This is a genomic window from Shewanella sp. TB7-MNA-CIBAN-0143 (assembly GCF_040310065.1).
GTDB lineage: Bacteria > Pseudomonadota > Gammaproteobacteria > Enterobacterales > Shewanellaceae > Shewanella.
Genome location: NZ_JBEOPL010000033.1, coordinates 17,085 through 39,847, shown reverse-complemented (window position 1 = coordinate 39,847; position 22,763 = coordinate 17,085). Strand labels below are relative to the sequence as shown.

General features: G+C 42.1%; 17 protein-coding genes and 1 pseudogene. 15 read left to right on the top strand and 3 right to left on the bottom strand.

Annotation, left to right across the window (positions count from 1 at the left end; all coding sequences use genetic code 11):
* The first annotated feature begins 677 nt into the window (after nucleotides 1-677).
* From AAEY97_RS20070 to sugE, 9 genes and pseudogenes are all read left to right on the top strand, one after another.
* Nucleotides 678-920 carry an OadG family transporter subunit gene (locus tag AAEY97_RS20070; protein WP_101085616.1) on the top strand — a complete coding sequence of 81 codons (243 nt, stop codon included), beginning with the start codon at nucleotides 678-680 and terminating at the stop codon, nucleotides 918-920.
* Between the two features lie 13 nt (nucleotides 921-933).
* Nucleotides 934-2,712 carry a sodium-extruding oxaloacetate decarboxylase subunit alpha gene (gene oadA, locus AAEY97_RS20065; protein ID WP_101085614.1) on the top strand — a complete coding sequence of 593 codons (1,779 nt, stop codon included), beginning with the start codon at nucleotides 934-936 and terminating at the stop codon, nucleotides 2,710-2,712.
* Between the two features lie 9 nt (nucleotides 2,713-2,721).
* Nucleotides 2,722-3,852, top strand: a complete 1,131-nt coding sequence (locus AAEY97_RS20060; RefSeq protein WP_101085612.1) for a sodium ion-translocating decarboxylase subunit beta — start codon at nucleotides 2,722-2,724, stop codon at nucleotides 3,850-3,852.
* 393 nt (nucleotides 3,853-4,245) lie between these two features.
* On the top strand, nucleotides 4,246-5,631 hold the full coding sequence (locus AAEY97_RS20055) for a CmpA/NrtA family ABC transporter substrate-binding protein (RefSeq protein ID WP_101085610.1): 1,386 nt from the start codon (nucleotides 4,246-4,248) through the stop codon (nucleotides 5,629-5,631).
* A 72-nt stretch (nucleotides 5,632-5,703) separates the two neighbouring features.
* Nucleotides 5,704-6,636 (top strand): annotated as a pseudogene (locus tag AAEY97_RS20050) (ABC transporter permease).
* A gap of 10 nt (nucleotides 6,637-6,646) precedes the next feature.
* Nucleotides 6,647-7,519: an ABC transporter ATP-binding protein gene (locus AAEY97_RS20045; protein ID WP_182743629.1), complete on the top strand. Its 873-nt coding sequence runs from the start codon at nucleotides 6,647-6,649 to the stop codon at nucleotides 7,517-7,519.
* A gap of 179 nt (nucleotides 7,520-7,698) precedes the next feature.
* Complete coding sequence (locus AAEY97_RS20040; RefSeq protein ID WP_162024291.1) at nucleotides 7,699-8,862, top strand: alginate export family protein; 1,164 nt, start codon at nucleotides 7,699-7,701, stop codon at nucleotides 8,860-8,862.
* Nucleotides 8,863-9,220: 358 nt separating this feature from the next.
* Complete coding sequence (locus tag AAEY97_RS20035; RefSeq protein ID WP_351001019.1) at nucleotides 9,221-9,703, top strand: DUF3465 domain-containing protein; 483 nt, start codon at nucleotides 9,221-9,223, stop codon at nucleotides 9,701-9,703.
* A gap of 145 nt (nucleotides 9,704-9,848) precedes the next feature.
* Nucleotides 9,849-10,169: a quaternary ammonium compound efflux SMR transporter SugE gene (gene sugE / locus AAEY97_RS20030; RefSeq protein ID WP_101085602.1), complete on the top strand. Its 321-nt coding sequence runs from the start codon at nucleotides 9,849-9,851 to the stop codon at nucleotides 10,167-10,169.
* Between the two features lie 227 nt (nucleotides 10,170-10,396).
* On the opposite strand, the gene AAEY97_RS20025 is transcribed toward sugE, so the two are convergent.
* Entirely contained in the window at nucleotides 10,397-11,644 is a 1,248-nt protein-coding gene (locus tag AAEY97_RS20025; RefSeq protein WP_351001016.1) for a dicarboxylate/amino acid:cation symporter, read from the bottom strand.
* 577 nt (nucleotides 11,645-12,221) lie between these two features.
* On the opposite strand from AAEY97_RS20025, the gene AAEY97_RS20020 reads away from it, so the two are divergent.
* From AAEY97_RS20020 to AAEY97_RS20000, 5 genes are all read left to right on the top strand, one after another.
* On the top strand, nucleotides 12,222-12,650 hold the full coding sequence (locus AAEY97_RS20020; RefSeq protein ID WP_101085598.1) for a YqaA family protein: 429 nt from the start codon (nucleotides 12,222-12,224) through the stop codon (nucleotides 12,648-12,650).
* 65 nt (nucleotides 12,651-12,715) lie between these two features.
* Nucleotides 12,716-15,559 (top strand): M16 family metallopeptidase, encoded by a 2,844-nt coding sequence (locus AAEY97_RS20015; protein WP_351001026.1) that lies wholly within the window; start codon nucleotides 12,716-12,718, stop codon nucleotides 15,557-15,559.
* A gap of 327 nt (nucleotides 15,560-15,886) precedes the next feature.
* On the top strand, nucleotides 15,887-17,524 hold the full coding sequence (gene gshA, locus AAEY97_RS20010; RefSeq protein WP_502959476.1) for a glutamate--cysteine ligase: 1,638 nt from the start codon (nucleotides 15,887-15,889) through the stop codon (nucleotides 17,522-17,524).
* Nucleotides 17,525-17,526: 2 nt separating this feature from the next.
* The gene (locus AAEY97_RS20005; RefSeq protein WP_351001010.1) at nucleotides 17,527-17,961 is read left to right on the top strand and encodes a hypothetical protein; all 435 of its coding nucleotides are present in this window, start codon (nucleotides 17,527-17,529) and stop codon (nucleotides 17,959-17,961) included.
* A gap of 186 nt (nucleotides 17,962-18,147) precedes the next feature.
* Nucleotides 18,148-18,765 carry a transglycosylase SLT domain-containing protein gene (locus AAEY97_RS20000; protein ID WP_162022564.1) on the top strand — a complete coding sequence of 206 codons (618 nt, stop codon included), beginning with the start codon at nucleotides 18,148-18,150 and terminating at the stop codon, nucleotides 18,763-18,765.
* A 280-nt stretch (nucleotides 18,766-19,045) separates the two neighbouring features.
* Here AAEY97_RS20000 and purK read toward each other — a convergent pair whose 3' ends face one another.
* Both purK and purE read right to left on the bottom strand, forming a co-directional pair.
* The gene (purK, locus tag AAEY97_RS19995; protein WP_351001008.1) at nucleotides 19,046-20,131 is read right to left on the bottom strand and encodes a 5-(carboxyamino)imidazole ribonucleotide synthase; all 1,086 of its coding nucleotides are present in this window, start codon (nucleotides 20,129-20,131) and stop codon (nucleotides 19,046-19,048) included.
* The gene (purE, locus tag AAEY97_RS19990) at nucleotides 20,131-20,622 is read right to left on the bottom strand and encodes a 5-(carboxyamino)imidazole ribonucleotide mutase (RefSeq protein WP_101085588.1); all 492 of its coding nucleotides are present in this window, start codon (nucleotides 20,620-20,622) and stop codon (nucleotides 20,131-20,133) included. The genes purK and purE overlap by 1 nt, the downstream gene beginning before the upstream one ends.
* 304 nt (nucleotides 20,623-20,926) lie before the next feature.
* On the opposite strand from purE, the gene AAEY97_RS19985 reads away from it, so the two are divergent.
* Nucleotides 20,927-22,759 (top strand): vWA domain-containing protein, encoded by a 1,833-nt coding sequence (locus tag AAEY97_RS19985; RefSeq protein ID WP_351001006.1) that lies wholly within the window; start codon nucleotides 20,927-20,929, stop codon nucleotides 22,757-22,759.
* Nucleotides 22,760-22,763: the final 4 nt, after the last annotated feature.

The window sequence follows — 22,763 nt, the reverse complement described above, 5'->3', positions numbered from 1 at the left end:
CGCGTGTAGCTCAGCTGGATAGAGTACCTGGCTACGAACCAGGCGGTCGGAGGTTCGACTCCTCCCACGCGCACCATAATAAAAAGCCCTGCATCAATGCAGGGCTTTTTTTTTGCTTAATTTTCATTGTCTTTCTCATCTTACTGCAACCGCTTTATCTCATAAAAATTTGATTTTCACATCTTTATTCACTTATTACTCATGTCATGTTTAATCATCTATTTCATCAATTTGTTAAACCAATAAAGTGTGAGTGATTTTTATCATTGAATTATGAATTTGTTAATTTTAAAGTGAATATAGTGATTTTATTGATGATTCATCAGGTTATTATCATTTTTTTTATATTTTATTGATTTTTTTTAATTGGCTCTCTCTGTTTTGGTAAGACCAATTTACAAAAAGATAGCATTGTTGGTGTAAATTGTTTATATTTTGTGACAGGATTTTAGGTTTACAAACTCAGTTTGCGGTTTTTACCATGAAATACACCTTCATTGAATAAGCGTTGAGTTTGAATATTTATGCTTCTTGAGTAGTCAAGTTATGTCTGTAGTCGTTAAGGATGTTGTTGTCTTGGTGCACGTTTTGTGACATTGCACCGTGATAGCACATTGAGGGACGGTACAGAATAGTCAACGTATTGGTTTGATGTTTAACAGATAAAGTGAGGACACATGACATCGATATCTGAGCAGTTATCCGATGCGCTAGGCATTATGGTAATGGGCATGGGTTTAGTATTTATTTTTTTGAGTATCTTAATCATCGGTATTGGCATTGTTGCCAAGCTTTTTCCGGCCCCAGTAGAGGTTCCTACGCTAGCAACGGTAAGTGCTAATGTGCCTAAACATACCGTCTTAGACCCTAAGCTGGTTGCCGCTATTACCTCTGCGATACATCAATACCGCGCGAAATAAATTTGGAGTCATTATGAGCAAGCCATTAGCATTAACCGATGTCGTCCTGCGTGACGCACATCAATCATTATTGGCAACACGTTTACGTATTGACGATATGTTACCTATAGCACCGTTATTAGATAAAGTAGGCTTCTGGTCACTTGAGTCTTGGGGCGGCGCAACTTTTGATTCATGCATTCGTTATTTAGGCGAAGATCCATGGGATCGTATTCGCGAATTGAAAAAATCCATGCCTAATACCCCGCAACAAATGTTGCTTCGAGGCCAAAATTTATTAGGTTATCGACATTATGCTGATGATGTCGTTACGCGTTTTGTAGAACGAGCTCATACCAATGGCGTTGATGTATTTCGTATCTTCGACGCAATGAATGATGTCCGTAATCTTGAAACCGCGGTTAAAGCGGTTAAAAACGTGGGCGGCCATGCCCAAGGCACCATTTCATTTACCACTAGCCCTGTTCACAACATTGATACTTGGGTTGATATGGCTAAACGCCTAGAAGACATGGGCGCAGATTCTTTATGTATTAAAGATATGGCGGGTTTACTTAAGCCAATGCAAGCTTATGACCTCATTAGCCGCTTAAAATCACAAACGGACTTAATGGTGTCGATGCATTGTCATGCTACAACGGGCCTAAGCAGCGCTACATATCAAAAAGCGATTGAAGCGGGCGTTGATGTGCTTGATACCGCAATATCTTCAATGAGCCAAACCTACGGCCACAGCGCTACCGAAACGTTAGTGGCAATGGTTGAAGATACCGACAGGGCAACCGGTTACGATATGGTGTTGCTAGAAGAGATAGCAGCCTATTTTCGTGAAGTGCGTAAAAAATACGTCCGTTTTGAAGGTGCACTAAAAGGCATTGATTCACGTATTTTACGTGCTCAAGTACCTGGCGGCATGCTAACCAATATGGAAAATCAATTAAAAGAGCAGGGCGCAGCAGACAAAATGGATGCCGTGCTTGAAGAGATCCCGCGGGTACGTGAAGATCTTGGTTTCTTACCTCTCGTTACCCCAACATCGCAAATTGTTGGCTCACAGTCGGTGATCAATGTGCTGATGGGTGAGCGTTACAAGTCGATGACCAAAGAGACCGAAGGTGTACTAAAAGGCGAATATGGTGCGACGCCAGCGCCAGTTAATGCAGAACTACAAGCCAGAGTGCTAAAAGGCGAACAGCCAATTACGTGTCGCCCAGCCGATTTAATTGCACCAGAATTAGATAAATTACGTGTCGAGCTTGCCGAAGCCGCCAAAGAGCAGGGCTTTAGTTTAGCTGCAGAATCAGATGACGATGTAATGACTTATGCGTTGTTCAATCAAATTGGTCTTAAGTTTCTTAAAAATCGCGGCAATCCGGATGCGTTTGAACCTGTCCCAAGTGCAGATGATTTACAAGTGAAAGCCGATAAAGGCCCACAAACCTATACCGTCGATGTCGATGGTCAACATTTTGTGGTCGAAGTGAGTGAAGGTGGTGAGATTGGTCACATCGCGCCAGCATCAGCTGCACCTATTACGGCAGCGTCTGCAACGGTCGCCTCAGCGCCTACGGGTGAGATTAAGTGCACCATGGCCGCGCCGTTATCGGGAAATATTTTCAAAGTGTTAGTCAGTAATGGTCAAGCGGTTAAAACCGGTGAAGTGATCATTATCCTGGAGGCGATGAAAATGGAAACCGAAATTCGTGCTCAACAAGATGGTGTTGTAACTCAGTTAGCGGTTAAGCAGGGTGACAGTGTAACTGTAGGTTCAACATTGTTGTCATTAGCATAAGAGGTCGAAATGGAAGGATTATTGGCTTTTTGGGCTGAAACGGGTGTCGCTAACTTTACTGGTGGCCAACTGCTAATGATGGCTGTTGGTTGTTTATTGTTATTTCTAGCGATAATTAAAGGATTTGAACCGTTATTGTTATTACCTATCGGATTTGGTGCCATATTAGCCAACATTCCTAATGCAGGTTTTACCGATGAAGGTGGCTTACTGTATTACGCTTACCATGTCGGGATTGAGACTGGGGTATTCCCATTGCTCATCTTCATGGGGGTGGGTGCATTAACTGATTTTGGTGCGCTAATTGCTAACCCTAAAACACTATTGTTAGGGGCTGCGGCGCAATTTGGGATTTTTGCCACTTTACTTGGTGCTATTGCCTTAAATTGGGTACCTGGGTTTGAGTTTAGTATGCAAGATGCTGCAGCTATTGCCATTATTGGTGGAGCTGATGGTCCAACGGCAATTTTCTTAGCCTCTAAACTAGCGCCTGAATTGTTAGGTGCTATTGCTGTTGCTGCATACTCATACATGGCGTTAGTGCCATTAATTCAGCCGCCGATCATGAAACTGCTAACCACTAAAGCCGAACGTGAAATTAAAATGGAACAATTGCGTGAAGTCAGTAAGAAAGAGAAGATTATCTTTCCACTGATGGTGCTAGGGTTAACCATTTTATTTTTACCTGCAGCAACCCCATTAATTGGCATGTTCTGTTTGGGCAATTTAATGCGCGAATCTGGCGTAGTGGATCGTTTATCGAAAACGGCGCAAAACGAGTTAATCAACATAGTGACTATCTTTTTAGGTCTTGCTGTTGGGTCTAAGCTATCAGCGGATCAATTTCTGCGTATCGAAACGCTAGGTATTTTAATCCTTGGCGCGGTTGCGTTTAGTATTGGTACTGCTTCTGGGGTATTGATGGCTAAATTAATGAGTAAGCTCTCTGGCGGAAAAATTAACCCACTTATCGGTGCAGCAGGCGTTTCTGCTGTGCCAATGGCTGCACGAGTAGTGAATAAGGTAGGTTTAGAGGCTAACAACCAAAACTTCTTACTCATGCATGCTATGGGACCTAACGTAGCAGGTGTGCTAGGCAGTGCTGTTGCTGCAGGTGTTTTGCTGGCAGTACTAGGCTAAAACTTACCAGATGATTCAAAAGCCAATGCCTTTGCGTTGGCTTTTTTGTTTTTATCTACTGGTACAAAATTACTTATACCTCTTTTGATGCATATTGGTGCACTTAAACTGTTTTATTGCACTGTCGTAGAATTACGGTATTTAATTGTTAAAATTAAATTCTCTTAAAATCAACGCGTTAATATGTTGGCATAAAAAATGGATAGCAAATATTGTATATTTGATGAGCCATATCCAGTCTTTTTAGACAGTAAAGGTTATCAATTTTACAACTAACTGACTGATAAATAATATTTAATAAATTCAATTTTAGCAAAGGCGCTATCGAGATATTCCTAAATGGATATCCGAAGCGCCTTTTTTTATTGTCAATTTTCATCACGGGGAAATAATATGAACTGGAAAATATCGTTAACTCAGCAGATTAAGTCTTTATTACTGGGGGTCAGTATTGGGGCAAGTTTGTGTATCAACACTGTAAGTGCCGAAGTGGGCTTTCCTGAAAAAGAAGAGCTCAGGTTTGGTTTTATCAAATTAACTGATATGGCACCTATTGCGGTTGCTTATGAAAAAGGTTATTTCGAAGAAGAAGGTTTATACGTCACGATTGAAGCGCAGGCAAATTGGAAAGTGTTACTCGATGGTGTGATTGATGGTCGATTAGATGGGGCCCACATGTTAGCGGGTCAACCTATTGCTGCAACAATTGGTTACGGTACTAAAGCACACATTATTACCCCATTTTCGATGGATTTAAATGGTAACGCAATTACGGTATCAAACGACGTTTGGGCCAAAATGAAGCCGCACATTGCTAAACAGGCAGACGGTTTTCCCGTTCATCCCATTAAAGCTGATGCACTAAAGCCCGTAGTAGAAGAATTTAAAGCGGCTGGTAAGCCATTTAATATGGGTATGGTGTTTCCGGTTTCTACACATAACTATGAATTGCGTTACTGGTTAGCCGCTGGTGGGATTCATCCTGGGTTTTACGCACCTCATAAAGGAGATACATCAGGGCAGATTGATGCACAAGCTTTGCTGTCGGTAACTCCGCCCCCACAAATGCCCTCGACACTGGAAGCGGGCACAATTAATGGCTATTGCGTTGGTGAGCCCTGGAATCAGCAAGCTGTGTTTAAAGGCATTGGTGTACCTGTGGTGACCGATTATGAAATTTGGAAAGATAATCCTGAAAAAGTGTTTGGTATTACAGCCGAGTTTGCCGAAAAATATCCAAATACCACTATACGCCTTACTCGTGCGTTGATCCGCGCCGCTAAATGGTTAGACGACAATAACAATGCTAACCGCCCAGAAGCGGTAAAAATACTGTCTCAATCTAATTATGTTGGTGCTGACTATGAGGTGATTGCTAATAGTATGACGGGGACGTTCGAATATGAAAAAGGCGATAAGCGCGCGGTTCCAGACTTCAATGTATTTTTTAGGCATCACGCAACTTATCCATATTACTCAGATGCGATTTGGTATTTAACTCAAATGCGCCGTTGGGGCCAAATTGAACAAGATAAATCTGACGATTGGTATAAAGACATCGCCGCAAAAGTCTATCGTCCAGATATTTATGCTAAAGCCGCGCAATCACTCATCGACGATAAGCTCATCCCCGCAGCTGACTTTCCAGATTTCAGTAAAGAAACCGGTTTCAAAGCACCGCAAACTCACTTTATTGATAACTTAGTTTATGACGGCAGCAAGCCTAATGCTTACATTAATTCATTTGTAATTGGATTAAAGCAAGGCGACAAGCTGTAACAAACTGTTAAGGAGTCTTGGATGAACAGTCTTTATTCTATTGCACAAAATCGCTTAATTGAACGAGGCAACATGGCAGTTGTTATGCTGAAAATAGCCGAGTTAAGTAGGGCGATACTATTACCGTTTATCGGCATTGCGATATTTTTAGCTCTGTGGGCGGTGACAGCTAATAGTATTGAAACCTCTCTAGGTAAGTTTCCGGGACCGGTTGCTGTCGTGTCGCAATTTGACAATTTGTATCAGGAGCATATAACTGAGCGCGAAAAGGCCGAGGCTTTTTATCAACGTCAAGAAACACGAAATGAGGCGCGTGTTGCTAACGATCCAAGTTATGTCGCCAAAGTACGTGCTTACACAGGTAAAGAAACTTTTTGGGATCAAATTGTCACTAGTCTAATTACCGTCATGAGTGGTTTTATCTTAGCGGCCATTATTGCTATTCCATTGGGGATTTGGATGGGGTTAAGTAGCAGTTTGCAGGCAGCAATTAACCCAATCATTCAGATTTTTAAACCCGTATAGCCACTCGCTTGGTTGCCTTTAGTTACCATGGTGGTCAGTGCGCTGTATGTCTCGCCGGATCCGCTAGTGTCTAAATCATTTATTAACTCCATGCTCACGGTCACCTTGTGCAGTGTTTGGCCAATGATTATCAACACTACAATCGGCGTGACGAGTATCGACAGCGACCTCATCAATGTCAGCAAAGTATTGCGGTTATCGGCAATAACCCATGTGCAAAAAATCGTCTTACCAGCATCTATCCCAATGATTTTTACCGGTATGCGCTTATCCCTAGGGGTCGCGTGGATGGTATTGATTGCCGCGGAAATGCTGGCGCAAAATCCGGGGCTTGGAAAATTTGTTTGGGATGAATTTCAAAATGGTAGTTCTGATTCATTAGCGCGAATTATGGCCGCGGTGGTTGTGATTGGCTTTATTGGCTTTTTATTAGACCGAGGCATTCTGGCCTTACAGCATTGGGTATCTTGGGATCAATGAGGGTAACAACATGAGCACATTTTTAGAGATTAGCGGCGTTGATATGGTTTTTCCCACGCCTAAAGGATCTTTTACAGCGCTTAAAGACGTGAATTTGAAGATAAATAAAGGCGAGTTTATCTCATTGATTGGTCACTCTGGTTGTGGCAAATCGACCGTACTGAATATTGTTGCAGGTTTATACCAAGCCAGCTCTGGTGGGGTCATTTTAAAAAGTACTGAAGTTAAAGCGCCAGGACCTGAACGGGCGGTGGTATTTCAAAATCATTCGTTACTCCCTTGGTTAAGTGCCTATCAAAACGTTGAGCTTGCTGTAAAACAAGTGTTTGCTGGCAAGATGAGCAAAACAGAAATGAAACAGTGGATTGAACATAACCTGCAATTAGTGCAGATGGATCATGCTATGCATAAACGTCCAGGAGAGATTTCTGGTGGAATGAAACAACGAGTCGGTATTGCAAGGGCGCTTGCTATGCAACCGGAAGTGTTGCTGATGGATGAGCCATTTGGAGCATTAGATGCGTTAACACGAGCACACATGCAGGACTCGTTAATGGAGATCCAAAGTCAGTTAAATAATACCGTGATTATGATTACCCACGATGTAGACGAAGCGGTGTTGTTGTCTGACAAAATTGTCATGATGACCAATGGTCCAGAAGCCACAGTGGGTGAAATTTTAACAGTCGACCTTCAAAGGCCAAGAAACCGCCTAGCGTTAGCTCAAGATACTGAGTACAACCGACTGCGTTCTGAGGTACTTAAATTCCTGTATGAAAAACAACGCAAGATAGAATCACTGTCAGCAACAAAACAAGTATTTAAAATGCAAGATAAATCACAGACACCAATTAATGAAGCCGTTAAAGTAAGCAACAGTTAGTTTGCTAGTCGCACTGTTACGCTTTACAGCGTGTTTATAACTTAACTTAAAATAACTATTTGGGATGTAAGATGAATAAAAAACTGCTTGCGAGTCAAGTTGCGGATAAGGCTTGCCTAAATTCTGCCTTTACAAAAAAATGTGCTTTATCGGTACTTAGTTGTTCACTATTACTGGCTATGGGAAATGCTTCTGCAGCGGATGTTAAAGTCACATCAATCGCTGATGCAGTGACTCAGGGAACAGCAAATGTAGATTTGAATTTGCGTTATGAATCTGTCGATCAAGACAATGCGTTAAAAGATGCTGATGCATTGACACTTCGGACTCGTTTAACCTTTGCTACCGCTGAATATTACGGCTTAACAGCTTTAGTTGAGTTTGAGGATTCACGCAGCTTAGCAGGGGTTAATGATTATAATGACGCGATTGGCAACAATGCTGATTACTCTGTGATTGCAGACCCTGAAACAACTGAATTAGACCAGGCTTTCTTACAATACAAGCGTAATGGTTTTACTGCTAAAGCTGGGCGTCAAGTTATTGCTATCGATAACCAACGTTTTATCGGCCATGTTGGCTGGCGTCAAGATCGCCAAACATTCGATGCCGTTACTATGCAATATGCAATGAATGACTTTAGCGTTGACTATGGCTATATCTACAAGCGCAACCGTATTTTTGCAGAAATAAAAGACATAGATTCAAAAGATCACATCATCAATGCATCATATAATTTAGGCTTGGGTAAGCTAAGTGCTTACGGCTATCTGCTTGAGGAAGATACCAACCTTGATAACGGCGTTGACACCTATGGCGTGCGCTTTGCTGGTGCTAAAGATATCGACAAAATCAAACTACTTTATACGGTAGAATACGCCACACAAGATGCCGATACCGCAACTACATCTTATTCTGCTGATTATTTATTGGGCGAAGTTGGCGTAGGTTTTAGCGGGCTGACCGTCAAGTTAGGATACGAGCTGCTTGGGTCTGATAATGGTGAATATGGTTTTGCGACGCCACTGGCCACTTTACACGCATTTAATGGTTGGTCTGATCAATTTTTAGGGACGCCAGCCCAAGGGCTAGCCGATACCTATGTGTCTATTGGTGGTAGTATTGTTGGTGGTAATTGGGCGTTGGTTTACCATGATTTTGAAGCTGACGAATCTAGCGCTACGGTAAACGATTTAGGCGACGAAATTGACGCCGTATTCAGTTTACCAATTGATAAAAATTATACCGTAGGTGTTAAATACGCCGCTTATTCAGCAGGCGATGCTGGAGCCGGTAAAGTTGATACTGATAAAGTGTGGCTTTGGGCAAACGCTAAGTTCTAATTTGGCAAGCTAGTGAAAAAAGCGAGTATCAATTGATACTCGCTTTAATCTTTTTTTACATTGCGTTTTTGTGTCCAGTTTTGAAATCTATTTACCCTCCTAAGCTCAACCAAGTCAGTTAACTATTCCTGCTACTATCTTATGTAGAGCCTAAAATTGCTGCTAATCCGTGGTCTCTAACGGTGCTAAATTAGACTGGATTAGATAAAATTCACTGCCTGCATAATCAATTTGTAATCTAAAGATTTGTAGTCATCCTGTATACTCGTCATCATCATTAACTTGTGTTTCTTTTGGGTTGTTATCGTATAATATCTGTTTAACTATCTTGTTAATTAGGCTAAGGAAAGCACAACACATGAAAAAATGGCTCGCGTTACTCGTTATAATTTTTTCGTCATATCAATGGTTCGTTTTACCGCAATATAGTGTGGCTGAATCATTCACCGATACATCAACCACCGCACTCAAATCTAACTCCACAGTGCAATATTCTGTAGCCCAAAATAACAATGCACTCATCCAGCAAGCATTTGAGCACCAGCAGGAAAATGTTCAGGTACAAGGTCTGGGAACCGTGGTTAAACTGCTACCAGATGACAATAAAGGTGCTAGACATCAAAGATTAATTGTTAAAATATCTTCTTCGTTCACCGTATTAATTGCACATAATATTGATTTAGCGCCACGGATTGATGCGATATCGGTCGGTGATGAGATACAATTTTACGGTGTGTATGAATGGAATAACAAAGGCGGCGTAGTGCATTGGACTCATCACGATCCTAATGGCCGCCACCTTAATGGTTGGTTGATGCATCAGGGTAAAACGTACCAATAGTAGATCGCAACCTACTCAGTGAATGCCCTAATCACAAGATAATGGCTTAGGTTGTTTTTGTGATACTGATATCTGTTTATGTGACGTGAGGACGACCTTACCTCTCTATTTCATCCGGGGACGGCCCCGTAACACAGAGGTGTGTATGTCTTGGTTTATTTTGGTGGTAGCGGGATTATTTGAAATTGTATGGGCGATAGGACTTAAATATAGCGAAGGTTTTACTCGTTTATGGCCAAGCGTCGGTACTATTGTCGCCATGTTGATTAGTGTTGGGCTACTGGGCATTGCGATGAAATCGTTGCCCGTTGGAACGGCTTATGCTATTTGGGTTGGAGTGGGAATGGTAGGGACTGCAATACTAGGAATGGTATTGTTTAATGAGTCAGTCACATTGATTCGATTAGTCAGTCTACTGTTAATTGTTATTGGCATTATCGGATTGAAACTGTCGGGTTCAACGTAGATCGTTTCTGATGTAGACGACTGTTGACCTAGATTTTTGGATGTGGAGCACTTTTCCAATTTAAGTCATTCCAGCGTTAGCTCAATAGCCTTCACTCATTTATGGGCGTTTATCTTTTTTGACGATTGACACTAAAAAGCCAGCACTAAAAAGCCAGCACTAAAAAGTGCTGGCTTGTTTAAAAATGATCAAGGTATTTTAGGTCAAACCATACAATGAAAATATTGTTAAGCGGCTTGCTCAACCGGTTTTTCATCTGAGTAAAATTGCTCTACGTCCAATTGGCCTTCCGATTTTCCAATCACAACCGCAGTCATCATATCGCCAGTCACGTTAGTTGCCGTGCGGATCATATCAATAATACGGTCAATGGCTGCGATAAAGGCAATACCTTCCAGTGGTAAGCCTATCACGCCCAAAGTCACGGTTAACATAACCATCGCACTACCAGGAACTCCTGCTGTGCCGACAGACGCTACCGTTGCCGTTACCGCAATCAACATGTAGTCCGTCATATCAAGCGGAATACCGTAAATTTGCGCAATAAAAATGGCCGCAATAGCAGGATAAATACCGCCACAACCGTCCATGTTCATGGTTGCGCCGAGTGGCAGTACAAAAGCACTGTAACGTTTGGACACGCCCATCGCTTCGGTACTGCGTGTGCTGGCAGGTAAAGTACCAAAGCTTGATGCGGTACTAAAGGCCACAATTTGAGCCGGCATGGCTTTACGGAAAAATTGCAGTGGGCTTAAACCCGCAGCAAATTTAACTAAACCACCATACACAAAGATAATATGAATTAACGCGGCAATATAAATCGCAATAATAAACTTACCTAATGGTAATAATGTACTTAAGCCGTACTCGCCCACAACCCAGGCCATTAAACCAAATACACCAATTGGTGTTAATTTTAATACCATACGCGTTAATTGAAACATCACTTCAGCACCGGCTTCAATGACATTTTTTAACGGCGTTGCTTTCTCGCCTACAGCATTAATGGCAATGCCAATTAACGCGGCAAAGACAATGATTTGAAGCACATTACCGTCGGCTAATGAGGCAAACGGATTCACCGGGATCATATTGAGTAATACCTGAGCAAAGCCTGGAATATCACGTTCGCGAACTTCTGATGTGGCTAAGGCTAGGTTACCGCCCATGTCGATAAGGCTGCCGACAGTTAAACCAATAAATGAAGCAATGGTGCCGGTAAACATAAACATGGCTAAAGTTTTAAAACTTAAACGCTTTAAATTACCTTGCGAGCCCAGAGAGGTAATGCTCACCACAATGGCACAAAATACCAAAGGAGCAACCAGCATTTTAATGGCACTGATAAACAGATCGCCAAGAGGCTTTAACATCACGGCTGACTCGCCTAATCCGACACCAGTGAGTGTTCCTAAAACAAAACCTGCAATGACTTTCTGCCAAAAAGGGATGCGTTTGAGCGTTTGCAATATCATGAAAGTTCCAAATTATGTCATTGTGACGTCGCTAAATATGATTAGGCAACATCGTTGTACGTGACCCATTAGTTCACTAATGAGTGATTAATTACTAAAAGCTAAACCCTACAATGGCGATCTGACGCTGTATTACTGTCTAGTTTTTTAGGACTATGCGAAGTATTTACGCTAAATAATGTCCTAATAAACCCGTTGAGGTTAATAAACATTAATCGCATTGTATGAAGTGAGCGAATGACAAACAACGTTATTTTATTATAACTTATATGAATAACTAAATTTGTTATTATAACTTTAAGTTTTTTCACTATTCATTAACGTATTCGCGCTGTTGTTGCTCAATTTTTGTATATTGAGTGGGGTAACCTTGCATGTTTACGTCACAATGAACGGTATCGTGATTGTGTATCTGCATAGTGTTTAAAGCACTCTTGAGATACTGGTGAGTTAATTTAAGATTTATCGCGTTCAATATATTCATATTATGCTGTGCAGATATTCATTGTGAAGGTACGATAAAAATAAAATGAATAGTCATTGGAATGAATATGCTAGTGCACAATAAGATTTATCGATGACGAGTTTATGGTTAATGTTCAGCGGCGCCTTTTTCGCTGCAACGCTTTTGCCTGGCGGCTCAGAAGTGTTACTGGTGGCATTACTTAATCAAACGCCATCTTTATGGTTCGAATTATTAATACTGGCCACTATTGGTAATACGCTTGGTGCGATAACCAGTTATGGTCTTGGTCGAGCAGGGCGGTTAGCTAAAAATCCACAAGATATTCAACGTCGTCAATACCGCTATGCACTCGCATGGATAGAAAAATATGGTATGTGGGCCCTATTATTATCTTGGTTACCGATAATCGGTGATTTGCTATGTTTACTGGCTGGATGGTTAAAAATACCTATCTTGCCCGCCTCATTATTTATGTTTATGGGTAAATTATTACGTTATAGCGTCATTGTATTGCTGATGACGTATACGTTTGAGTATTGATACCGCGTTACTTCTGCAACGATGGTTTTTTTGTTTTAAGGAAGGAGTCGATTTTGAAACTAAATTTGAATAAATGGATATTAGCAGCGGCCATCAGTGCAGCGTTAAGTGGCTGCGCATATGATGGGTACCAGTCGTCGAGTTTGCCCCAAGGCGTTACCTTAATTGAAAACGCCACGCCGATAGAAAATCAAGTTAGCATTCCCTATAAAAAATATCAGTTAGCCAATGGCTTAACAGTGATTTTACATCAAGACAAGTCAGACCCATTAGCTCATGTCGATGTGACCTATCATGTTGGTTCAGCCCGTGAATTAGCCGGACGCAGTGGCTTTGCGCATTTATTTGAACACATGATGTTCCAAGGGTCACAACACGTTGGTGATGAACAGCATTTTAAAGTGGTTACTGAAGCGGGCGGAACATTAAACGGCACTACCAATACCGACAGAACCAATTATTTTGAAACTGTGCCAAGTAATCAACTAGAGAAAATGCTCTGGTTAGAGTCTGACCGTATGGGCTTTTTACTGCCCGCCCTCACGAGTGAAAAATTCGAAGTGCAACGTGAAACCGTCAAAAATGAACGTGCACAACGGATTGATAATCGTCCTTATGGCCGTTTAAATGAACGTTTTAACCAAGCATTTTATCCAGCGGGTCATCCATATTCTTGGCCTGTTATTGGCTGGCCAGATGATTTAGATCGCGCCACAGTTGATGATGTGAAACATTTTTTTCAACGTTGGTATGGGCCTAACAATGCGACCTTAACCATTGGTGGCGACTTTGATGAGATGCAAACGCTGGCATGGGTAAATAAGTACTTTGGTGAAATTCCAGCCGGGCCTACGGTTAAGCCTGAAGCTAAAACCATGGTGACATTGGATAAAACCCGTTATATATCGATGGAAGACAAAGTACATTTACCGCTAATTTACATGGGATTCCCCACTGTTTACGCGCAACATAAAGACGAAGCTGCACTCGATTTGCTCGCTAATATTCTCGGTGGCGGTAAAACGTCACTTATCTACAAAAATTTGGTCAAAGATGGTTATGCGGTCCAAGCTGCGGTGAGTCATCCATGCCAAGAGCTTACTTGTCAGTTATCTCTTTACGCTGTCGCGAACCCAAGTAAAGGTGGCAGTCTTGCTGATCTTGAAACTAAAATAAATCAAACTATCAGTGAGTTTGAACAACGTGGCGTAACCGACGATGACTTGCAAAAAGTCAAAGTACAGTTCGAAGCCAACACTATTTTTGGCATGCAAAGTGTCGCCGGAAAAGTCTCTACACTTGCCGCTAATCAAACCTTTTTTGGTAAGCCAGACATGGTGGCAGCTGATTTAGCCCGTTATGCTAATGTCACCAAAGCCGATGTAATGCGGGTATTTAATACCTACATTAAAAATAAGCCAATGGTGGTGATGAGTATTGTGCCAGAAGGACAAACACAATTAATCGCCCACGCGGATAATTTTGAACCGACTACTTTGCCTATCGCGCAAGAAGCGGTAACCGGATTATCTGATATCACTTTCGCTAAATCTTCATTTGATCGCAATAAAATACCGCCATCAGCCGCGGCCCCGATACTGACAGTGCCGCAATTATGGGACAGCAAGCTGGTAAATGGCATTAAAGTGATGGGCACTGAAAGTGACGAAACACCAACGGTTGAATTGCTTATTTATTTGGATGGCGGCCATCGTTTAACGCCCAATAATAAGGCGGGTCTTGCTGAGTTAACCGCATCTATGCTTAATGAGTCGAGTGCGCAACGCAGCAGCGAAGATTTAGCTGGGGCGCTTGATATGCTGGGCTCGTCGATTAGTTTTGGCGCCAGCGATTCACAAAGCTACCTTAAAGTGTCGAGTTTAACGGCAAACCTAGATGCCACGCTTGCCATCGTTAAAGAGCGTTTATTCAGTCCCGGTTTTGTTGCTGCAGACTTTGAACGAGTCAAGCAACAGCAGTTGCAAGGTTTGCAACATCAAATGTCCGATGCTAACTATCTCGCCCGTAGTGGTTTTGCTGCCTTGTTATATGGCAACAATAGTCCATTAGGGATCAGCAGTAATGGTACGATTAAATCAATATCGGCATTAACGCTAGATGACGTAAAGCAATTTTACCAACAGCAATACCGTGCAGGTAATGCTCAAATGGTTGTGGTATCAGACTTAAATCAACAACAAATAATGCCTAAGTTGTCGATATTTAATGAATGGCAAGGCGAGGCGACTCAGGTTGCAGCACTGCCAGCATTGCCAACACACCTTAAAAACACTATTTATTTGATTGATAAACCTGGTGCGGCACAGTCGGTGATTAATATCGGCCAAGTGTCGTTACCGTATGATGCAACAGGCGATTACTTTAAAGCTTATTTGATGAACTACCCATTAGGAGATGCGTTTAATAGCCGTATTAATCTTAATCTGCGTGAAGATAAAGGTTACACCTATGGTGCGCGTACTCAGTTTGGTGGTGCAGAAGATACCGGTCAGTTTATGGCGTATGCTAGCGTAAGAAGCGATGTAACAGGGTTAGCATTAGCTGAGTTTGTTAACGAAATTAATGCATACCAAGCGTCGGGTATGACCGACGAAGAAAGTGCCTTTATGCGCAGTTCGATTGCGCAAAGCCAGGCATTAGAATACGAAACCCCGTATCAAAAAGCCGGTTTTCTAAGAATGATCCAACGTTATCAGCTCGATAAAAACTTTACGGCTAAGCAAGACAAAATTGTGAAAAACATTTCGACAGATGAGTTAAACAAACTTGCCAGTAAGTTATTAAATATCAATGATATGGTAATGCTGGTGGTGGGTGATAAAACCACCGTTGTACCTCAATTAAAAGCCCTTGGGTATCAGATTGAAATGATGACACTTGCCGACTAGTTGAACACTTGTTACTACAAGGGTTAACACTAGCCTTGAAATAAGCTAGTGTTAACCTCATATACATGAGATGTATACTTAGCTCAATCTATTATAAATATAGGTTGAGCTAAATTATGTGCTTTAATCGTAATACCATACGGTGTTGGTTATTTTGGTAAATAAAAGATAATGTTTAAGGCTCTATCAACGGTGACAACTTGTGTTGCCGTTTTTTAATTTAACACCCATAAACACGCTAATTATACTGAGTTACATTTTTTTTCGCGTTTTCAGTAATAATCTCGTTTATTATCAGGTCTAGCTGTTTACTCGCAATGCGAATCCATAAAAGAGAGTAGTAAATTGAAGTCTTTCAATGAAAAAGTCGAACACTTAAGCGACACTCAAGGCCGTGAGGCTTTATTGGGCATGTTACGTGGTATTGAACGTGAAGCATTGCGTATTGATGAAAACGGCCATTTAGCACAAGACGGACACCCAGAAGCGCTCGGTTCTGCTCTGACCCATTCGCGCATTACCACTGATTACAGCGAAGCCTTATTAGAATTTATTACGCCAGTCTGTCACAGTATTGATGATTTGCTCGAGGGGTTAACGCAAACCCACGCTTACAGTGTGCGTAACCTTAACGGCCAAAAATTGTGGCCTGTCAGCATGCCATGTTACGTAGGTGAAGTCAGTGATATTCCTGTCGCACGATATGGCAGCTCCAATAACGGTAAAATGAAAACCTTATATCGTAAAGGGTTAACCCATCGTTATGGTGCATTAATGCAGATCATTTCTGGGGTTCATTTTAACTTTTCGGTGTCGCAAGATTTATGGCAACGTTTGTATGATGACAAGATGACCAACGGTGCCGCTTGTTGCAGTAAAAATATTAGCCTTGAAGACTTTATCTCAGAATCTTATTTTGGACTGATCCGTAACTACCGTCGTTTAGTGTGGGTGTTACCGTATTTATTTGGTTCAACGCCAGCATTATGCAGTTCATTTATAAAAGATCAAGACGTCGATTTCGAATTTAAAAAAACCGGTAAAGGGACCTTATACCTTCCTTATGCAACCTCATTGCGCATGAGTGATCTAGGCTATACCAACAAAGAACAAGACACGCTTAATATTAGCTATAACTCATTGCCTGATTATCTTGAAGGCGTTGGGGCGGCAATTAAAATGCCATCGAAAAAGTTTGAAGAAATTGGTATCAATGTGGACGGTGAATACCGCCAACTCAATAGTAATATTTTGCAAATTGAAAATGAATTTTACGCGCCAATCCGTGCAAAACGTGTCACCCAAAAAGGCGAGAAACCTTCACAAGCTTTAGCTCGTGCAGGTGTTGAGTATATTGAAGTACGTGCCTTAGACGTTAATCCATTTAGCCCTGTTGGGATAGATGCAACTCAAGTACGTTTCCTAGACCTATTTTTATTGTACTGCTTATTATCGCCATCTGAAGATACCGATGCCGTCGGCGACGCAGAGATTGCCGCTAACTTGAAAGCCGTAGTATTAGAAGGCCGTAAACCTGGGCTTGAATTACAACGTAACGGTAAGACCATTAGCTTAACGCAATGGATGCACGAGTTATTTGGACAATTAAACACAATCGCGAAGCTACTCGACGGTGATGACAGCCATGCTTACCAAACAGCCTTAAGCACTTGGTCTGAAGCTATCGATGATCCAGATAAAACCTTATCAGGGCGAGTGATCAACGAAGTCGTGGTTAAAGGCACCGACCATAGCGTGTGGGTTAAACAACTGGCAAATGATTATCATGAATTTTTAAGCCATTACCCATTAAGTGATGAAGTTGAGCAAAGCTATGAAAACGAGGCTAAAAAATCTTTGCTTGAGCAGCACAGTTTAGAGGCTCAACCACAAGATAATTTTGCGACTTTCCTCGCTCACTATTTTAGTGATCTTGTTCCTGCAGGCACTTTCGAGGCGAAGTAATCATGCAAGCTTATTCATCTTGGCGAGCACTGCTTGTAGCGGTAGCGGCATTAGCTTTACATGGCTGTGCTTCATCGCCAGCTGAAATGGTAGAGTGCGGTACTGTGTCGAGTTATTTAGCACCTGATAACAGTGCCAACTTATACCGTGTCGTGGTCACTCACTTAGATGGCGTGGCGGTTATTTCAAGACCCAATTACCTATTATCGCCAGGTGAGCATGCATTTACAGTGGCAGAACTGATTAACTCACCAGAATTAAAAGTGTCATTATCGGCCCGTAAAGTGAAAGTATTGACTGTTAATGTTGAACTCGATCAGCGTTATCATATAGCAGCTCAATTCAATACCGATAAAATCTATATTGGTCAGAATCAGGACTACTGGCAGCCAATCATTTGGCAAACAGAATCTCATCAATGTGAAATGAAACGATAATACCCACTCCATTCATTATGTGCTCAATCAGAGTCACTCAGTCTTTTCAGTTTGAGGCGCATTGTTGAAATAATGGGTGTTCACTTATAAAACAATGCAACAAAAAATGTAACGATAATTGCATTGGTTTTTAATTGATGTAAAACTGAGCCCAGAATCAATATCTTAGGTACTGGTAGAGGTGTTATGAAGTTTTTTTTAGGTGTCGTTAGCGCAATTGTATTACTGTCATTAGCAGGTTGTGCCACCTCGCCTCCGAAAGAGCCTGATAATCTGTGTGCTATTTTTAAAGAACACCGTTCTTGGTATGAAGCCGCAGTAGATACCCGTGAAAAATGGGGCGTTCCAGTACATGTCCCTTTAGCGATGATGTACCAAGAAAGTTCATTCAAACACAATGCCGCACCACCAATGGAATACTTTTTAGGTTTTATCCCCACCGGACGAGCCAGCGATGCCTATGGCTACGCACAAGCTAAAACCATGACGTGGGACGATTACGTTCGCGAAACCGGTAACAATTGGTCTAGCCGCAGTGATTTTGATGATGCGATGGACTTTATGGGCTGGTTTATTTACAAAACCCATAAAATTAATGGTGTGTCTAAGTGGGATGCTAAAAACCAATACTTAAATTATCACGAAGGTTGGGGCGGTTATAAACGTGGCAGCTATAAAGCCAAAAAATGGTTAACGCCTGTAGCCAATAAAGTCGACAAACGTTCAAAACGCTACGCTGCGCAATATCATCAATGTAAAGAAGATTTAGATTCGTCTTGGTTATGGCGAGTATTCTTTGATTAAGCTTAAGTATAAGTCGCTTTGTGCAGCGGCTTACTGACCACTGTGAACACATTTGACGTGGTTAGCGATTTTTAAGCGAAAGCCCTAGCTATTCAATCACAAGAAAGTATTCAATCATAAAAAATCATTCAATCACAAAAAATAAATCACAAAAACTCAATAACAAAAAAGGAGCCTAGGCTCCTTTTTTCGTGTGTCTTTAGGTAACGTCCTAATAAACAGATTTGATGACTTGTTTAATTGATTTTACAAACTAATTTAACCAGCCTGTTTAACCCAGCTATTGGGCAAACTCTGCCAAAATCCAATCTAATGGTGCTTGATATTGCTGTGGCATCCACGCTTTTAGTTGGCTAATACAGTCATCTAACATCGCTTTATTATGCACTGACAGGTTCAAGTGACCTACTTTGCGACCAACACGAACGTCTTTGTTGTACCAAAACAGTTCAGCATTTGGCAGGCTTAACCAACGGTCGTCTTTATCAACACCAATTAGGTTAACCATCACACATTGAAAGTTCACTTGTGGTTGATGCAAAGGTAAATTGCATAAGGCACGTAAGTGCAATTCAAACTGGTTAATGTGGCAACCTGCTTGAGTCCAATGGCCAGAATTATGCACCCGTGGCGCTAACTCATTTACCATTAAGTGTTCACCAACACGGAAACATTCCATTGCCATCACACCCACGTATTCAAGGCCATGCATGACCTTGCTTAGCATGTCTTCAGCTTCTGCTTGTAAAGACGCTAAGCGGCTTAATGGCGCGATAGAGGCCATTAAAATACCGTCTTGATGCAAGTTAAGTGCTAGTGGGTAAAATAAGCAGCGGCCATCTTGGGTGCGCACGCCGACTAACGACACTTCTTCATCAAAGTTAATCGCTTGTTCTGCAATGGCTTCGTTGCGCCAATCGGCAGGGATGGTTGTTGCTTCAGCCTGTTTAAGCCAGTGTTGACCTTTACCGTCATAACCACCGGTGCGACGTTTTAACAATACCCGTTCACCATAAGCCTTATGTAACGCTTCAGTGCTGGTATTGTCATCAACTAATTGCCATGGTGATGTGGCGACCGCTAATTCATCGAGTAGACTTTTTTGGCTAAAACGATCTGCTAAACGGCCAAACACAGGACCATTAATAAAATGTGGGTGTTGGCTGAGTTGTAAACTTAACTGCGACTCAGGCCATTGTTCACGTTCAGCGGTAATGATGTCGTCAGCTTCTAGCGGTAATTGTGCATCTGATGGCGTCATAATATCGACTGGGCGCACATTAATGCCTAACGGCTGACCAGCATGACTGAGCATGGCACCTAATTGACCGTCACCCAATACCCAAAGATTTTTTGGCAACGTCATTAGTCTTCTCTCGGATCGGGATTATCAAGGATCGAGCGAGTTTGCTCATCACGAAATGCTTCTAAACGCTCAGCTAAAGCTGCATCGCTAATCGCCAAAATTTGGCTGGCTAATAAACCTGCGTTAAACGCGCCGGCAGTACCAATGGCCAAGGTGCCAACGGCAATCCCTTTAGGCATTTGTACAATAGACAATAGACTGTCCATACCAGATAGCGCCTTGCTTTGTACTGGGACACCCAACACTGGCAAACGCGTTTTAGAGGCGATCATGCCTGGTAAGTGGGCTGCTCCGCCTGCGCCACCAATAATGACTTTATAGCCTTTATCTGCAGCAGAACTTGCAAATTCCATTAGCTTGTCTGGTGTTCTGTGAGCTGAAACAACTTCAACATGATAAGGCACTTGTAACTTATCCATAATTTCAGCGGCGGCTTCCATTGTAGGCCAATCACTTTTCGAACCCATTACAACAGCAACTAGGGCTTGCATGTTAACTCCTTAACGTACTTATTCTATTAGTATATTTAGTTAATTTGCTCACTAGAGTACAGCGGCGGTTAACGTCAATATTAAGGCGATAAAAAAGGTGCTAGATAATAGCATAAGCCATGCTCTGTTGGCTTCATTTCAGTGTTTCTTGAGGCTAACACTCAGTTTCTAAATACGAAAACTACTTAAACACATTTTATATCAATAACCCTTTTGCTCATCGCGCTCGTTATTAGCTGTATGCAAAGTCACTTTGTTGACGTGACCAAAATGAATAATCAGTCGATAGATGAGGAAAATAACCATGAACAATACCCATAAGCAACTCACTCGCAGTGTATTAGCCATCGTGATTAGTGCGATTATTATCGGTGGTTGTGCGCAAGAATCCAAAGACAGTGCGAAACAAAGTCAGCCCGCATCTAAAATTCAATCCGCGAGTAAAACGGATTCCTCTGCACAAGCGCGTCCCGAGTTATCTGAGGTAGCAGGTTTAGTGATGGCATCTGAGCCACAAGCTGATTTATACCAAGGCTCAAAGGAGGTGCATCGCAGCGCTAAAGTCATGGCATCGTCAATGGCGCAGCGTATTGTGAGTCCTCAGCATGTCAGCGCAAGCGATCGCAGCTTGTTATTAGCCCCTAATGTTAATGACAAATTTGAGTCGCTAGTACAAAACGGCAATATGGTAGCAGGCGAAACACCGGTATCGACGTTTTCAATCGATGTTGATACTGGCAGTTACAGCACTACGCGCAGATTAATCAGTCAAGGCCAACTGCCGGCAAAGAATAGCGTTAGGGTAGAGGAGTTAGTCAATTACTTCAGCTATGACTACCCCGTACCGACAACCACTGAGCAGCCATTTAGGGTGAATACTGAATTAGCACCATCACCGTATAATGCTGATACTCAATTACTGCGCATTGGTATTAAAGGCTTTGATGTTGCGCCTGATAAGCTTGGTGCAAGTAATTTGGTGTTACTGCTTGATGTGTCAGGCTCTATGTCATCTGCTGATAAATTGCCATTATTGAAACAAGCCATGCTGATGTTGAGTCAGCAATTATCGGCGCAAGATAAAGTATCGATTGTGGTGTACGCCGGTGTCAGCGGTGTAGTGCTTGACGGTGTCGCAGGTAATGACTTTAGCGCCATTAAAATAGCCCTAAGTCAGTTAAACGCGCAAGGTGGCACTAACGGCAGCCAAGGTATTCAGTTGGCGTATCAATTAGCGCAAAAGCACTTTATCGAAAACGGCAGTAACCGAGTCATATTAGCCACCGACGGTGACTTTAACTTGGGAATAACAGATCATCAGCAATTGGTCGATTTCGTTGCCAGTCAAAGCAAAAAGGGTATTGGCTTATCAACGCTTGGTTTTGGTCTAGGTTCGGGTACTGCCAGTTATAACGACCATTTGTTGGAGCAATTATCGAATAAAGCTAACGGTCAATATGCCTTTATCGACACCTTAAATGAAGCACGAAAAGTACTAGTTGATCAACTCAGTGCCACACTGTTAACCATTGCTTACGATGTTAAAGTGCAAATTGAATTTAACCCCGCAGTGGTCTCAGAATATCGACTGATTGGTTACGAAAATCGGTTGTTAAATCGTAGTGACTTTAATAACGACGCCGTTGATGCAGGCGAGATTGGTGCGGGTCATTCTGTGACTGCACTGTATGAAATCCGTTATAACGACAGCCATAATCGCCTAGTTGATCCGCTGCGTTATACCGCCACGGAATCAACGCAAATAGATGATGCTAAAGTTCATCAACACACTGTAAATGAAGTGGCTTATTTAAAGCTGCGTTATAAAGCGATTGGCGAACAAACCAGTCAATTAATCGCCTATCCTATTAGTCGTGAGCAGCAGCTGACTCATTTGCATCAAGCCAGTGACGATTTTAGGTTTGCCGCGGCAGTCGCTGGATTTGGTCAGCTGCTTAACCAGAATAATTATGTCCACGATACTGATTATGCTAAGTTAATTACACTTGCTGAGTCTGCAATGGGTCAAGACCGATTTGGCTATCGTCATGAGTTTGTGCAAATGTTAAAAACTGCAAGTGTACTCGACGGTCAGGTTATGATAACTGAGCCTGATACTCGTTGGGTTAGCCAATAAATGC